Raw genomic sequence first — 14,343 nt, 5'->3', positions numbered from 1 at the left:
AAAAAACATAGCAAAAAAAGGAGAGAACTTCTACTTCATATTATCCTTTATTCTACTAAAAAAGCAGGCCATTTTCTGGCCTGCTTTCCCCTCTTTTATACGATGAAATATACTGCTTTTAATGGTCCATGTACTCCGACAACAAGATTCATCTCAATGTCAGCCGAGTTACTTGGCCCTGTAATAAAGTTAATACAAGATGCCGCTGTCTCCCCATTTTCTACGCGTGAGTTCATATCCTGAACTGCTTGTGTAATACGAGGCACAAGTGTTTCACGTGGAATAATAGCAAAATATACAGTCGGTAAAAAGTGTAAAGAACGTCCCTGCCCTTTATGACTTTGTACAACAATTGTACCAGATTCGGCTAATGTATAATCACTAAATGCAATACCAATATTCGCTTTTTCAGCTAAACGCATATTTTCGTCTTTTCTCTCTGGATCCCATACGTTTACTTCAACGTCTCGCTTTGGAAGTTCTTCTTTAAATAAAGATGTTAAACCATATGCATCAAAACGATCATCTGCTGATAATAAAATAGGTCCCCCGCCGTTTTCCATGATTACTTTTTGAAGGTCTTCACCTAAACGGTCATTTGTCGTTTCTACTACAGTTGTATGAATGTTTGTACATTGCTTTTTAAACACTTCTAGTAATTCTTCTTGTGAATAATCTTTTAACGTTTCTATATTCACATTACTTTTCCATACTGGACGCTCTACACCTTCTGTTTTACGTGCGCGCCCAAGTTCTTTTGCAATGTTATCTAGAAAGGCATCACGGTTTTGAATTAATCCTGTCATTATTTATCCCCGCCTTTCTTATGATCTTTATACCAATCACGGAATCGTTCTTTACTTGGAGCTGGGAATTCACGAATATCCGTCCAGTTTTTAAGTGGTCCAACACCTTTTGATACACGATTACCAGATGTAAATGGACTCATTGCCGCTGGTGCCATTTTTGAACCCATTTTATATAAAGCAGCTGAAGAAGCACCCATACTAAACATTTTCATCGCTAGTTTTTCTGCAAGTGGTGCACGACCTTCTTGCTCAACGATGACTTGACGATGTTTTAATAATAAATCATGCAACGGAATTTTTACTGGACAAGCTTCTGTACATGCTCCGCATAAACTAGATGCATAAGGAAGCTCTTTGTAATCATCATATCCACCTAGAAGCGGTGTTAATACCGCACCGATTGGTCCTGAGTAAATCGATCCATATGAATGTCCACCAACGTGACGATATACAGGACATACGTTAACACAAGCAGCGCAACGAATACATTGTAATACGGAACGGAATTCAGATCCAAGAATTTGAGAGCGACCATTATCAACAACCACTAAATGGAATTCTTCAGGTCCATCAACTTCCTCTTCTTGAATTGGTCCTGCTACTGTTACATAACTTGTTAATTTTTGACCTACTGCACTACGACATAGTAAACCAACTAAAACATCTAATTCTTCCATTGTCGGAACCATACGTTCCATACCCATTACCGCAATTTGTGTTTTAGGAATTGACATAACAAGATCTGCATTACCTTCATTCGTTACTAAACAAAGAGATCCAGTATTGGCAACAGCAAAGTTACAACCAGTTACACCAATTTCTGCATCCATAAATTTCTCACGAAGTTGTTTACGAACAAACTTTGTCATTTCATATGGGTCATCAGAATTTTCATAGCCTAGCTTTTCTTTAAATACATCGCGAATTTGCGTTCTATTTTTATGAAGTGCAGGTGCAATAATATGTGAAGGTGGATCATTATCTACTTGCAAGATATACTCTCCTAAGTCACTCTCTAATACTTCACAGCCAATCTCTTCAAGCGCATGGTTCATACTAATTTCTTCTGTTACCATCGACTTTGATTTTACTACTTTTTTCGCTTGTTTCTTTTTGGCAACGTCTTGAATATACTTTGCAGCTTCCTCTTTCGTCTTCGCAAAGTACACGTGTCCGCCTCTTTTTGATACATTTTCACTTAACTGCATTAAGTAATAATCCAGATTTTCTAACGTATGTTGACGAATTTGTTCACCTAGTTCACGCCACTCTTCCCAGTTTCCTAATTCATCTGCAGCTTTTAAGCGATTCGTATATAAACGCGTTTGTGCAGAAGATACTGCTCCGCGCATAAACGAATCTTGAATTCCATCACCAACGCGATCATTAAATTTTTTCTCACTGATTTTCATAGACATAGCTTATGTTCCCCCTTCATGAGCGACTATTCAGTACCTCAGCAATATGCATTACTTTTACTTCTTTTCCTAAACGCTCAATACGTCCGCCAATGTTTAACAAACACCCACAATCTGCACCGATTAAATAATCTGCACCTGTTTCCATGACACTATCTACTTTTTCGTCTACCATTTGCTCAGAAATTGGAGTCATCTTAACTGAAAACGTTCCCCCAAACCCGCAACAATTTTGCACGTTTGGCAAATCTCTCACAGTTAATCCTTTTACATTTGATAATAAAATTCCTGGTGCTTCTTTTACTCCAAGCATACGCGTCATATGACATGATTTATGAATAGTAGCTATCCCTGGTAAACTTGCACCAACATCTGTAACTTTTAAAACATCTACAATAAACTGTGTAAATTCATAAGTTTTATCAGCAACTTTTTGTGCACGTTTAGCCCACTTTGGATCATCTTTGAAAACATGCGGATACTCATGAAACATTGTCGCACAAGAACCAGATGGCGTAACAATATATTCTGCATCTTCGAAAGTTTCAATCATATGTTTCATCGCTTCTTTTGCTGCTTCTACATGGCCGCTATTATAAGCAGGCTGCCCACAACAAACTTGTGCTTCTGGAAATTCAATTTCACAACCTAAACGCTCCAACACTTCAACTGTTGCTTTGCCGACATTTGTTTCAAACATATCGACTAAACAAGTAACAAATAAAGTAACTTTCATAACTATTACTCCCCCTTTTTACAACTTCACCAACAAACATATGGTCATCAGATGACTTAGCAGAGAAGAAATAGGCTCAACCATGGCCTATCCTCTCCCTCTTCTAAAGAAAACGCTTACTTAATCTTTCTCTATTTTATCAGAAAATTAAATTTTTAAAAGATTAAATTACGAATTTATATCGTTTTTACCTGTGACAATATGTTCTACATTTGTTAAATGATCTAGCATTGCTTGCTGCGCTAATTCTACATCTTGTTTTAACACCGCATCATATATAACTTGATGCTCTTCTATAAGTCGTTCTGATGTCGTTTGTTCACCATATAAAATAATGCGTCTTGATTCACCAATTGTTTCAGCAATCATCTCTGAAACATGATTCATGAGTTCAAGCAAAATGTTATTATGCGAAGACTCTGCAATTCCCATATGAAATTGAAAATCGGCTTTTTCACCAGCCTTTTCATCTCCAATGCTCTTTGCCATTTCATCTAACCAATGTTTCATATTTTGTAAATTATCTTCCGTACGTTTTGCCGCCGCTACTCGAACTGCCCCCACTTCAAGCACCTTTCGTACTTCTAATAAATTCAAAATATCTTCTTTCTTCATTAATAATCTATTGTTTAATGATTTCGTTAATGAAGAAGAATCGAAGTTCTTCACATATGTACCTTCTCCTTGTTTCATCTCAATTAAGCCCATCGCTCTTAGCGCACTTAGCGCTTCACGAACAGCAGATCTGCCAACTTGAAACTGCTCAGCTAATTGATGCACAGGGAGTAGTTTGTCACCAGGTTTTAACGTACCATTTTTAATCATTGTTAAAATAGCTTCAGATACTTCTTCGTAAATTTTTTTCGGTTTAATAGATTTGTACTCCAGTTAAATCACCTCAGTATCTTCCAAACAACAATTGAAACGATTTATAAGAACTTTGCATCATAACTATTTTAGACCGAATTGATAAGAAGTACAAATGTTTTGTTCATAAAATAGTCAAATTTTCGATATTTATTACATATTAATTTATATTTTTACGTATAAAGTGAAACTTTAATCAGTGGGGTTTTGTTCATCGCCCACTGATTATTAGCTCTCACCAATCGGGCTTTTACGGGCAGCAGGGCCTCCACCTAACTTCTTTGCTTCCGTTGAATTTTGAGGTGAGGGTCTTACTGCCCGGCGAATAGCGGGATAAATATTTTCTTCAATATAAAGAACATGTCCTAAAAATTAGAACATGCTCCCCTCATCCTGTACATTCAGTTTAATAATAACCGTTGTTCCCTTATCTTTTTCACTTTCAATTTTCCACTGTCCACCATGTATATGAACAATTTGTTTCACAATAGCAAGGCCTAAACCTGTTCCACCGTGTTGACGACTTCTCGCTTTATCAACTCGGTAAAAGCGTTCTCCAAGATTCTCCAAATGTTCTATATCAATACCAATTCCTGTATCTTTTATTTTTAATTCACAGTAATCATCGATTTGCTCTAAAGTTATAACGATATTTCCTTTTTGATTTGTATACCGTATCGCATTATCTAACACATTATGAAGCACTTGTTGCATACGATCCTCATCAATCATGACAATGACCTCTGGATTTAAATTGGTTGAAATATGAATTTCCTTTTCTATAAACTTAATCTCATACGTATCTAATACGTCTTCAATCAGCTGTGAAAAAACGATAGGTTGCTTCTTTAACGGAAAGTGCTCACCTTCTAATTGTGCTAAGTCTAACAAGTCATGAACGAGACGCTGCATACGACCTGCTTCTTTATGAATTAGCTGCGTTACTTTTTCCTGCTGCGGTCCCTTTGCAACACCATCTAAAATAGCCTCGCTATACCCTTTTATATAACTAAGTGGTGTTCTAAGTTCATGCGAAACATTTGCTAAAAATTCCTTACGCTTTACATCTTCTGTTTCTAATGAATTTGCCATTTTATTAAATGCTTTTCCTAATCGTCCAATTTCATCCTCTGAAGAAACTGTAATCCGCTCCGAAAAATCTCCCGTAGCCAAATGATTTGCAACCCGCTCCATTTGCGAAAGTGGCTTCGTAATTGCAATTATAATTTTCCTTCCAACCCATATCGTAATTAAAATCATAGCAATTGCTAACGGTGCTAAAATAAGACCCATATCATAGATTAAATCTTTTATACTTTTTAAAGGAATATACGAATAGACAATTCCGACTAATTTTTTATTTTCCAATACAGGGATGACAACCCCCATAATATTACGGTCAAAATGTTCTTCATATCCTATTTTTGTCACAGTTTTCCCGTCTAATAGCGTTTGCCTATCTCCTTCACTTATAAGAGAATGATGATGCACATCAAAAGGCAAACATGCACTTAAATCACGCGGATTAGACACGAAAATAACGTCTGAACTAGATATCTGATCAAACGATCTTACTTTCTCTTCAAAAGTTGATATTCCTTCACGCTTATCATATTGAGCAGCAAGACTTTTTCCTTCCATTACTAACGAAGCTTTTAAATTATCAACGTATAATTTTTCATACGAGTATAAAGATACGAAATAAAGAAAGGACACTGTTACACATACTGCACATACTACTGTAAGCCAAAGTTTTTGTACCATCGTAAACATACGTTACACCTCAAATTTATAGCCTACACCCCAAACAGTTTGAATGTAGTTTCCACTTTCTCCAAGCTTCAAGCGCATCGTTTTCACATGCGTATCTACCGTTCTTGTACTTCCGGCATAATCATATCCCCATACCTTTTCAAGTAATTGCTCCCGGCTAAATACTTGTCCTGTATGTTGGCAAAGAAAATATAATAAATCAAACTCTTTTACAGTAAGAGAAATCGGCTCACCACCCGCCTCTATTCGTCTACTTTTTTCATTGATAAGAATTGGTCCAAATTGAATCTCTTCTTGCTGTTCTTGCTTTGTATATCTTCTTAGCACAGCTTCCATACGGGCAACCAATTCACCAGGACTAAACGGTTTTACAATATAGTCATCTGCTCCCATACGTAAGCCGTTCACCCTATTCCACTCTTCACCTTTTGCCGTTAAAAATATAATCGGCACATCTGACGTTTTTCTAATTTCTTTACAAACTGAAAGTCCATCCATTTCTGGCATCATTATATCTAATACAACGAAATCATAATGATCCGTTTCTAGTTTTTTAAGAGCCTCTTTTCCATTCTCAGCTTCTCCCCACTCATATCCAAAGTTATCCAAATACATTCCAACAAGCTGTCTCATATCACTTTCATCATCTACAACTAGCACTCTATATTTATTCATTGTCCTTCCCTTCCCTCTCTATGAGTTGAAACGGTCCTTTTCCGACTTTAATTGTTTGTTTTATTTTCAAATTCTTCATATCTATAACGCACACTTCATCACTATCATAACTGGCTACATACCCTTCTGCTCCGCTCTCAAAAAATGCAAATGGATTCGACCCTACTTCTACAGAAGCTATTTCTTTATATGTGCTAATATCAAACTTTCTAAGTGTATTCGATCCATGACTGAGTGCATATACGTACTTACTATCCTTCGTTATATTCACAGGCATAAATGGAGCGTGTAAAGAACGCACCATTTCTCCACTCTGTAAAGAATACACTAACACTTTCTCATTTACTTGATTTCCATCACCATGTCCGCCAATCCATATTTCTTTCCCATCAGGACTAATCGTCGCTCCTGTTGATGCTGGCGGAATCATAAAGGATTGAATAACTTCTTTTTTCTTCGTATCAATTGTCGTTAGTTTCGTATCATAAAAGTTTAGTACAGATAACCGATTCTGATACTCTACCATCGTTATAGGCCCTTTTCCTGTTGAAACACTTCCTGTCTCTTTCCCATTTATCGTAAAGAATCTTACCTTTTGAACATTTTGATCAGCAGCAAATAATTGTTTTTTATCTGCTGATACCACCACATTTACAATGCCCTTTCCAGTTTTATATTTTCCCACTTGCCTTCCTTCCGCTAGTGAATATACATACATATATTCTAATTGCTTACCGTATACAAGTATTTCATCGCCATTTGGAAGCAGTGTGATTCCGGCCATTGGCTCATTTAGTTCCCATGTCGTAATTAACTTTTTATCTTTTTTATCAATAAAACTAATGCTGCCTTCTTTTATATTCGTAGTTATAATAACATTTTTATCTTTAGCAATTGGTGTATATGAACTTCCTTGACACCCTATTAGTAGAAATAAAAAACAGAGAAGAAAAACATACTTTCTCAAAAGATTCCCTCCATCTTCGGATGATTTCGTTATAATTGTAAAATAACAAATAAATGTGTGGAAAGTGTGAAATTTCCCTTTCTTACTCAATTTACATATATAATGTACAACAAATAGAATTTGAGGTGTGTCAATTATGCTATTTCCTGATTTAGCGAATAAAATTGTACGAGAAGTACGCAGACTAATTACAGAAAATATTATTATCATTAATATAGAAGGCGTTATTATCGCAAGTACAGATACAGAAAGAATTGGTCAATTTCATGAAGGTGCACTCCGCTGCGCCAAACAAAAGAAAACCGTCATCATTACAAAAGAAGATGAAAGGCGATTGCAAGGTGTAAAGGCTGGGATGAATCTTCCTTTATTATTTCATGATGAAGTAATTGGTGTCATTGGGATTACAGGAGAACCTGAAAATATTTCACGCTACGGAGAAATATTGCGTAAGATGACCGAATTATTAATTCATGAAAACTACTTTTTAGAGCAACTAGAACTTGAGCACCGTTCTTATGAAGCTTTTGTCTTTGATTGGCTTCAAAATACAGAGTGGTCCCCGAGTTTTCTTGATCGCGCCAAAACACTTGGCATTGATTTATATAAGAAAAAACAACTTATTTTGTTTTCTATTGGCAAAAATGACACGATGCTCCAGCGTAAAATATGGCAACACATACGTAATATTTTAACAAAAGAGCATCTATTTGTTCGTTGGGGAAATGATCGTTTTATTTTATTTACAGCAACGAGCTCAAAAGAGCAAACTTATCAATTTTTAAAACGGTTAAAACAAGACTGCGAAACTTTATTTTCTATTTCTTTATATATCGGGATTGGACAAACAGTTACCTCAAACAATATGAACATATGTTACGAACAAGCATTACGCGCTCTTTCTGTATCATTGGAAACGAAAAAAATTGTATTTAATGAAGATTTACGTTTAGAAATGTGTTTACAAGATATTTCTGCCGAAACGCGTGAACAATTTCTAGAGCGTACCATCGAAAACTTATTATCATTTCCTGAGCTTATACATACTTTGCGCTTATTTATCGATTATAACCAATCTTATAAACAGACGGCTAAACAATTACATATACACATTAACACATTACATTACAGGCTAAAAAAGATTGAAGAACATACAGGACTTGATCCAAAACAATTCAAAGACTTAAACGTTTTATACTTCGCACTCCTCCTATTAGATGATCATACAAAAAAGAACGATAAAACAGATTAATCTTTAGATGATTATACATAGAAAGAATCCCTCGACTTTTTTATCATTATAATGAAAGCACTGTTACCACGTTGTTTATTATAACTAAACACGTTAACAGTTTGAGGGGGATTTCCAATGTTAGAAAAACAAATTATTCATTCATTCGTATCTATTGTTGGCGAAGATAATGTAGATACATCCAATATGGGGCGTTTAACTTATAGTTATGATGCCACTCCAAACTTCCAAGCAATGCCTGATGCAGTCATTGCTCCTCGTAATACAAATGAAGTAGCTGAAGTGTTAAAAGTATGTAACACTCACAAAATTCCTGTGTATGTGCGCGGGTCTGGAACAAATCTTTGCGCAGGAACATGTCCACTTGAAGGCGGTATCGTCCTTATTTTCCGCCATATGAACAATATTTTAGAAATTGATGAAGAAAACTTAACAATTACTGTACAAGCAGGTGTCATTACACTTGATATTATTAAAGCGGTAGAAGAAAAAGGTTTATTTTATCCACCAGATCCAAGCTCGATGAAAATTTCTACAATCGGCGGTAATATTAATGAAAACTCAGGTGGATTACGCGGTTTGAAATACGGCGTAACACGTGATTATGTAATGGGGCTTGAACTTGTCTTACCAAATGGCGATATTATTCGCACTGGTGGTAAATTAGCAAAAGATGTAGCTGGTTACGATTTAACTCGTTTATTTATCGGTTCTGAAGGAACACTTGGCGTGGTAACAGAAGCTATATTAAAACTTGTTCCTATGCCTGAAACAAAGAAAACAATGCTTGCACTATATGAAGATATTAATGAAGCTGCACGTGCTGTTTCTTCTATTATTGCAAATAAAATCATTCCAGCAACACTGGAGTTCTTAGACCAACCGACAATTGAAGTAGTAGAAGAGTTTGCGCAAATCGGTTTACCTACAGATGTAAAAGCAATTTTATTAATTGAACAAGACGGCCCTCCCGAAGTAGTCAATCGAGATATTGAAAACATGGCTAATGTTTGCCGCTCTATGAATGCAGTCGATGTTCGTATTGCAAAAGACGAAACAGAAGCAGATGCGCTTCGTACCGCTCGCCGTAGTGCTCTATCAGCGCTCGCACGATTAAAACCTACTACAATATTAGAAGATGCGACTGTACCACGTTCACAAATCGCTCCGATGGTTGAAGCTATTAATGCCATTGCAAAAAAATATAATATTCCTATTTGTACGTTTGGACACGCTGGTGATGGTAATTTACATCCAACTTGTATGACAGACGCTCGTAATGCAGAAGAAATGCACCGAGCTGAACAAGCTTTTGCTGAAATATTTGCGAAAGCAATTGAACTTGGTGGCACAATTACTGGTGAACATGGTGTTGGTGCAATGAAAGCTCCATATTTAGAAATGAAATTAGGTAAAGAAGGTATTGCAGCTATGCAAGGAATAAAGCAAGCTTTCGATCCAAATAACATTATGAATCCTGGAAAAATGTTCGCGAAAGACACTCGAAAAAGAGTGGTGGTTGAGCAATGACCACATTAAATAAAGAAAATATTCAAAAAGAATTTAAAGAACGATTAAGTGAAGATGAATTACTAAACTGTATGCGCTGCGGTTTTTGTTTACCTACTTGTCCTACCTACATTCAATCCGGATATAAAGAGTCACATTCACCACGCGGACGTATCGCATTAATGAAAGCAGTCGTTGATGGTTTAATCGAACCAGATGAAGATGTTGAACATACATTAAACGTTTGTCTTGGTTGCCGTGCTTGTGAACCTGTTTGTCCATCTGGTGTAAATTATGGACATTTATTAGAAGAAGCTCGTGATATTATTAATCAAAATAAAAAATTCTCAGTGCCAGTGAAAGCTGTTCGAAAAGTCGTTTTTGAAGGACTATTCCCCCATCAAAATCGAATGAGAACATTAACTGGACTAATCGGATTTTATCAACGTTCTGGTTTACAAACGCTAACACATAAAACAGGGATTATGAAGTTATTCCCTGAAACACTTGCAACGATGGATCGCGTTTTACCAAAAGTCCCTAAAATGAAAGCCATGAAAGATCGTCCTTCATTTTTACCTGCAGAAAGTACAAAGAAAAAACAAGTTGCATTCTTCACAGGCTGCTTAATGGATACGATGTTTTTAGAAACAAATAACGCAACGATGAAACTTCTTCAATTAGCTGGTTGTGATATCGTTATTCCAAAAACACAAAGTTGCTGCGGTGCATTGCATGGACATGCTGGTGAAAAGAGTGGAGCAAAAGAATTAGCAAAGCGAAATATAAAAGCATTCGAAGATTTAAACATCGACTATATTATTACGAATGCAGGTGGTTGCGGGGCTTATCTCGTAGACTATGATTATCTTTTAAAAGATGATCCGGATTGGGCTGAACGTGCTAAGCAGTTTGTTTCTAAAATTAAAGATATTACTGCTATACTAGTAGAACTAGACTTCCATAAGCGAACTGACTTACGACTCACGCCGCAAGTTATTACGTATCAAGACTCTTGTCATTTACGCAATGTTATGCGCACATCTTCTGAACCTCGTATGTTACTAGAGGCTATCCAAGGTGCAACATATCGAGAAATGAAAGATGCCGACCGCTGCTGTGGCTCTGCTGGTATTTACAATATTGTTCATTCAGAGTTATCAATGGAATTTCTAGATTACAAAATGGACCGTGTGCATGAAACAGAAGCAGCAACCATTGTTACTGCAAATCCAGGTTGTTTATTACAAATGAAATTGGGTATTGAGCGAGAAGGGCTTTCTCATAAAATGAGAGGAATTCACATTGTGGATTTATTATTAGAAGCAATTGAAACTAACTCGTAACATACGTAATAATAGGAAAACGGCTATCTCCTTCGTCTATGTAAAGAGATAGCCGCTTTTTTGTCTGCTACAACATTAAAAATATGTTACTTTATTATAAAAAAGAACAACAGAAACATTACAGTTTTGTAAAAATCAATCCATTATATTCCTCAAAAAAACGTTCAAACCATTGATACAATAGGATTCTTCATTTTCTATTTAGGTAACTTTATCCAAAAACCCCCTCTTAAAACCAAGTATAAAAACACTATAAATTCCTTTTATACTCTATATTTCTCTTATTTTTGCTCCCTTCTTCTCTTAGGATAAATTAGGTAATTTTAAAGTCTATGAATTTTTTTCCATCTTTTTTCTCGCAAATTGTATGCTACGATGAATTTGTCAGTCAGACAGGCTGTCAAAAACAAATCGTGTGAAAACAAATTAAAACTTTATATAGGGGGACACACATCATGAAAAAGCGTGTTTTATTATCTGTAGCTGCTGCAACAGCTCTTACTTTAGGAGTATCTTCTCTAGATGCACAAGCTGCAACAGTACAACCATCTAACGTAAAGGTTCAAAATATTCAGCATTCAAAAGTAATGATGAAACAAATGAGTCAACAAGAATTACAAGCATTCTTACAATCTATGGGAGTTGAATCATTAGCACAATGGCAACAAGGAAACTTCCAACCAAACTGCTTCATTCCTGGTCAACAACCTACTGAAAATGTTGTAACTGAGCAACCAACAGCTAAGCCAGAAACTCAAAAGCCAGTTGAGCAAAAACCTGCCGAGCAAAAGCCTGCTGAAGAAGTTCAAAAACCAGAAACTCAAAAGCCTGCTGAAAACAACAATACTCAAAAACCTGCTGAACAAAAACCAGCTGAGCAAAAGCCTGCTGAAGAAGCAAAATCTTTAAGCGAGTTTGAACAACGTGTTGTTGAATTAACAAACGCTGAGCGTGCAAAACAAGGCTTACCAGCACTAAAAATCGATACTGAATTAAGCAAAGTAGCACGTATTAAGTCTGAAGATATGCAAAAAAACAACTACTTTGATCATAACAGCCCTACATACGGGTCTCCGTTTGACATGATGAAGAAATTTGGTATTTCTTATACATCTGCAGGTGAAAACATCGCTCAAGGTCAACGTACACCTGAAGAAGTAGTACAAGCTTGGATGAACAGCGCTGGACACCGTGCAAACATCTTAAATAACGGCTTCACTCACATCGGTGTTGGTTATGTAGAAAGCGGCAACTACTGGACACAACAATTTATTACGAAGTAAATAGATTAAAAGAGTCTTCTCATAATGAGAAGACTCTTTTTTAAGTTTCATAGCTTTCTATTATGTATGAATAGAAAATATATAACATAAACAACATAGATCCACAGCTTATTACACTAAGCAATACATAAAATCCCCACTCTAAGTTCAAAAACAATGAAAACAATATGCCACATGCCATCACTTGAAAAATCCGTCTACTCACTAAACAAATTTTTTGTAATTTAATTGGATCTTTTTCTTTTTCTTTGCCTTTTATTTTCTTAAATTCTTTACTCAGCATAAAAAGAAACATACTAATCCCAATCGTTAATCCTGTTTGAAAGGATATCAAATCCCCAAAATTAATAAAGAGGATAAGCGTATGAATAAACAACATAAATAACGTAATTTTCTTTATAAATCCGCCTATAATACCATGCTCTCTTTCATTAAACTTAAATATATTATGTGAAATAATATACAAAAATCCATATGAAAAAATAATAAAACAGGGAATAAATGCTACAACGACTTGTTTACTCATAAACTCGTTTGGCTGACCATTTACATTCCAATGTACTGCCATACGATTTGGTAAATAGGGATAGAGAAATAGAGTAAGTAAAAGACAAGCGAAAAATATTCCCAGTACATACTTATATTTAATCAAGTGATTCTCACCTCTCTTTTCTCTTAACGGCTTCGCTTCTTTTAGAGAAATCCCTGCAAAAATCTACTTTTTTCAAGTTAAAACTTATACTTTACGCATTTTCTTTTTGAAATTCTTTTATTTTATTATTTAACTTTGTAGGAAACGGCACATCAACTTCAATCGCTTCTTTCGTAATTGGATGCAAGAAATGTATCTTCATCGCATGCAATGCTTGACTGGACATATATTTTGTTTGTCCACCATATAATACATCCCCAACTAATGGATTACCATTATGACTCATATGAACACGAATTTGATGTGTTCTACCCGTTTCTAATTGTAACGTTACGAGAGTCGTGTTTTGCTTCTTAAAATACTTTTCTACTTTATAATATGTGATAGCTTGGTCACCTTTTGGAGAAATACGACGCCTTGTAGCATGATGGCGATCCCTTCCGATAGCAGCATCAATCTTTCCTTGTTTCTTCTTTACTTTCCCTTCAACGAGCGCTGCGTACGTTCTTTTAATTTTTCTTTCCATTAATAAGCGATCCATAATTGAACCAGCAATTCTATGCTTAGCAAACACGACACCACCTGTCGTATCTTTATCTAAACGATGAATATGACGCACCTTCGTCTCTAAACCTTGCATTTGAAAATGAAAAGCAACAAGATTTGCAAGCGTCCCGGTTCCACCTTTTTCAGCAGGGTGTGTGTCCATTTGCTCTGGTTTATTTACGATAAGTACGTGATCATCTTCGTATACTACATGTAATTCACCATATTCTGGATCTACACCGTACTCTTCCTCCGCAAACATATGGACTTGTAACTTATCGTTCTCTTTTAAAAGCTCATTCCATCTTCTTTGTTCCCCGTTAACCGTAACACCTTTTTCCATACGAAGCTGATGTAATAGCTTTTTCGGTATTTCCCATTCTACTTTTAATACCGATTCAATACTTATACCATTCCATTTAGCTGGAACGGTAATTTCACACCATTCACCCTTTTTCTTTGTTTCCATACTGTTTATCACCTTATTTCTATTGATTCTCTCATTGTAAC

The 14,343-nt window shown here is 35.8% G+C and carries 13 protein-coding genes; 4 read left to right on the top strand and 9 right to left on the bottom strand.

The features are described 5' to 3' along the window. Positions 1-95: 95 nt before the first annotated feature. The 7 genes from ACUL40_RS26635 to ACUL40_RS26605 form a co-directional block, all read right to left on the bottom strand. On the bottom strand, positions 96-806 hold the full coding sequence (locus tag ACUL40_RS26635; RefSeq protein ID WP_000147187.1) for a LutC/YkgG family protein: 711 nt from the start codon (positions 804-806) through the stop codon (positions 96-98). Next, positions 806-2,227 (bottom strand): LutB/LldF family L-lactate oxidation iron-sulfur protein, encoded by a 1,422-nt coding sequence (locus tag ACUL40_RS26630; protein WP_000061930.1) that lies wholly within the window; start codon positions 2,225-2,227, stop codon positions 806-808. The genes ACUL40_RS26635 and ACUL40_RS26630 overlap by 1 nt, the downstream gene beginning before the upstream one ends. Positions 2,228-2,243: 16 nt before the next feature. Then, positions 2,244-2,963: a (Fe-S)-binding protein gene (locus ACUL40_RS26625; protein ID WP_000869148.1), complete on the bottom strand. Its 720-nt coding sequence runs from the start codon at positions 2,961-2,963 to the stop codon at positions 2,244-2,246. A 168-nt stretch (positions 2,964-3,131) separates the two neighbouring features. Beyond that, positions 3,132-3,821 carry a FadR/GntR family transcriptional regulator gene (locus ACUL40_RS26620; RefSeq protein WP_254904515.1) on the bottom strand — a complete coding sequence of 230 codons (690 nt, stop codon included), beginning with the start codon at positions 3,819-3,821 and terminating at the stop codon, positions 3,132-3,134. 381 nt (positions 3,822-4,202) lie between these two features. Beyond that, the gene (locus tag ACUL40_RS26615) at positions 4,203-5,603 is read right to left on the bottom strand and encodes a sensor histidine kinase (RefSeq protein WP_000494796.1); all 1,401 of its coding nucleotides are present in this window, start codon (positions 5,601-5,603) and stop codon (positions 4,203-4,205) included. A 3-nt stretch (positions 5,604-5,606) separates the two neighbouring features. Beyond that, a complete protein-coding gene (locus ACUL40_RS26610) occupies positions 5,607-6,278 on the bottom strand; it encodes a response regulator transcription factor (RefSeq protein WP_001046398.1) in 672 nt (223 codons plus the stop codon). Beyond that, positions 6,271-7,245, bottom strand: a complete 975-nt coding sequence (locus ACUL40_RS26605) for a YncE family protein (RefSeq protein WP_445422675.1) — start codon at positions 7,243-7,245, stop codon at positions 6,271-6,273. Before ACUL40_RS26605 ends, ACUL40_RS26610 begins: the two co-directional genes overlap by 8 nt. A gap of 136 nt (positions 7,246-7,381) precedes the next feature. Here ACUL40_RS26605 and ACUL40_RS26600 point away from each other — a divergent pair, with 136 nt between their 5' ends. The 4 genes from ACUL40_RS26600 (at position 7,382) to ACUL40_RS26585 (ending at position 12,635) form a co-directional block, all read left to right on the top strand. Further along, positions 7,382-8,497 (top strand): CdaR family transcriptional regulator, encoded by a 1,116-nt coding sequence (locus ACUL40_RS26600; protein ID WP_000898641.1) that lies wholly within the window; start codon positions 7,382-7,384, stop codon positions 8,495-8,497. A gap of 117 nt (positions 8,498-8,614) precedes the next feature. Further along, positions 8,615-10,027: a glycolate oxidase subunit GlcD gene (gene glcD / locus ACUL40_RS26595; RefSeq protein ID WP_000890755.1), complete on the top strand. Its 1,413-nt coding sequence runs from the start codon at positions 8,615-8,617 to the stop codon at positions 10,025-10,027. Next, on the top strand, positions 10,024-11,352 hold the full coding sequence (locus ACUL40_RS26590) for a (Fe-S)-binding protein (protein ID WP_445422676.1): 1,329 nt from the start codon (positions 10,024-10,026) through the stop codon (positions 11,350-11,352). The genes glcD and ACUL40_RS26590 overlap by 4 nt, the downstream gene beginning before the upstream one ends. Before the next feature lie 455 nt (positions 11,353-11,807). Next, positions 11,808-12,635 carry a CAP domain-containing protein gene (locus tag ACUL40_RS26585; RefSeq protein WP_000747598.1) on the top strand — a complete coding sequence of 276 codons (828 nt, stop codon included), beginning with the start codon at positions 11,808-11,810 and terminating at the stop codon, positions 12,633-12,635. Between the two features lie 40 nt (positions 12,636-12,675). On the opposite strand, the gene ACUL40_RS26580 is transcribed toward ACUL40_RS26585, so the two are convergent. Together ACUL40_RS26580 and ACUL40_RS26575 are read right to left on the bottom strand one after the other, a co-directional pair. After that, positions 12,676-13,287 (bottom strand): DUF1648 domain-containing protein, encoded by a 612-nt coding sequence (locus ACUL40_RS26580; RefSeq protein ID WP_006917704.1) that lies wholly within the window; start codon positions 13,285-13,287, stop codon positions 12,676-12,678. A 91-nt stretch (positions 13,288-13,378) separates the two neighbouring features. After that, a complete protein-coding gene (locus ACUL40_RS26575; RefSeq protein WP_000448351.1) occupies positions 13,379-14,302 on the bottom strand; it encodes an RluA family pseudouridine synthase in 924 nt (307 codons plus the stop codon). Positions 14,303-14,343: the final 41 nt, after the last annotated feature.

This window comes from Bacillus sp. KNSH39 (assembly GCF_052656585.1).
The sequence above is the reverse complement of the archived record's forward strand: the minus strand, read 5'-3'. Positions and strand labels throughout refer to the sequence as shown.

What these genes read in the sequence shown, in the direction of transcription:
- ACUL40_RS26635 (WP_000147187.1), bottom strand. Translation starts at nt 806, where the DNA reads ATGACAGGATTAATTCAAAACCGTGATGCCTTTCTAGATAACATTGCA.
- ACUL40_RS26630 (WP_000061930.1), bottom strand. Translation starts at nt 2,227, where the DNA reads ATGTCTATGAAAATCAGTGAGAAAAAATTTAATGATCGCGTTGGTGAT.
- ACUL40_RS26625 (WP_000869148.1), bottom strand. Translation starts at nt 2,963, where the DNA reads ATGAAAGTTACTTTATTTGTTACTTGTTTAGTCGATATGTTTGAAACA.
- ACUL40_RS26615 (WP_000494796.1), bottom strand. Translation starts at nt 5,603, where the DNA reads ATGTTTACGATGGTACAAAAACTTTGGCTTACAGTAGTATGTGCAGTA.
- ACUL40_RS26610 (WP_001046398.1), bottom strand. Translation starts at nt 6,278, where the DNA reads ATGAATAAATATAGAGTGCTAGTTGTAGATGATGAAAGTGATATGAGA.
- ACUL40_RS26600 (WP_000898641.1), top strand. Translation starts at nt 7,382, where the DNA reads ATGCTATTTCCTGATTTAGCGAATAAAATTGTACGAGAAGTACGCAGA.
- glcD (WP_000890755.1), top strand. Translation starts at nt 8,615, where the DNA reads ATGTTAGAAAAACAAATTATTCATTCATTCGTATCTATTGTTGGCGAA.
- ACUL40_RS26590 (WP_445422676.1), top strand. Translation starts at nt 10,024, where the DNA reads ATGACCACATTAAATAAAGAAAATATTCAAAAAGAATTTAAAGAACGA.
- ACUL40_RS26585 (WP_000747598.1), top strand. Translation starts at nt 11,808, where the DNA reads ATGAAAAAGCGTGTTTTATTATCTGTAGCTGCTGCAACAGCTCTTACT.
- ACUL40_RS26575 (WP_000448351.1), bottom strand. Translation starts at nt 14,302, where the DNA reads ATGGAAACAAAGAAAAAGGGTGAATGGTGTGAAATTACCGTTCCAGCT.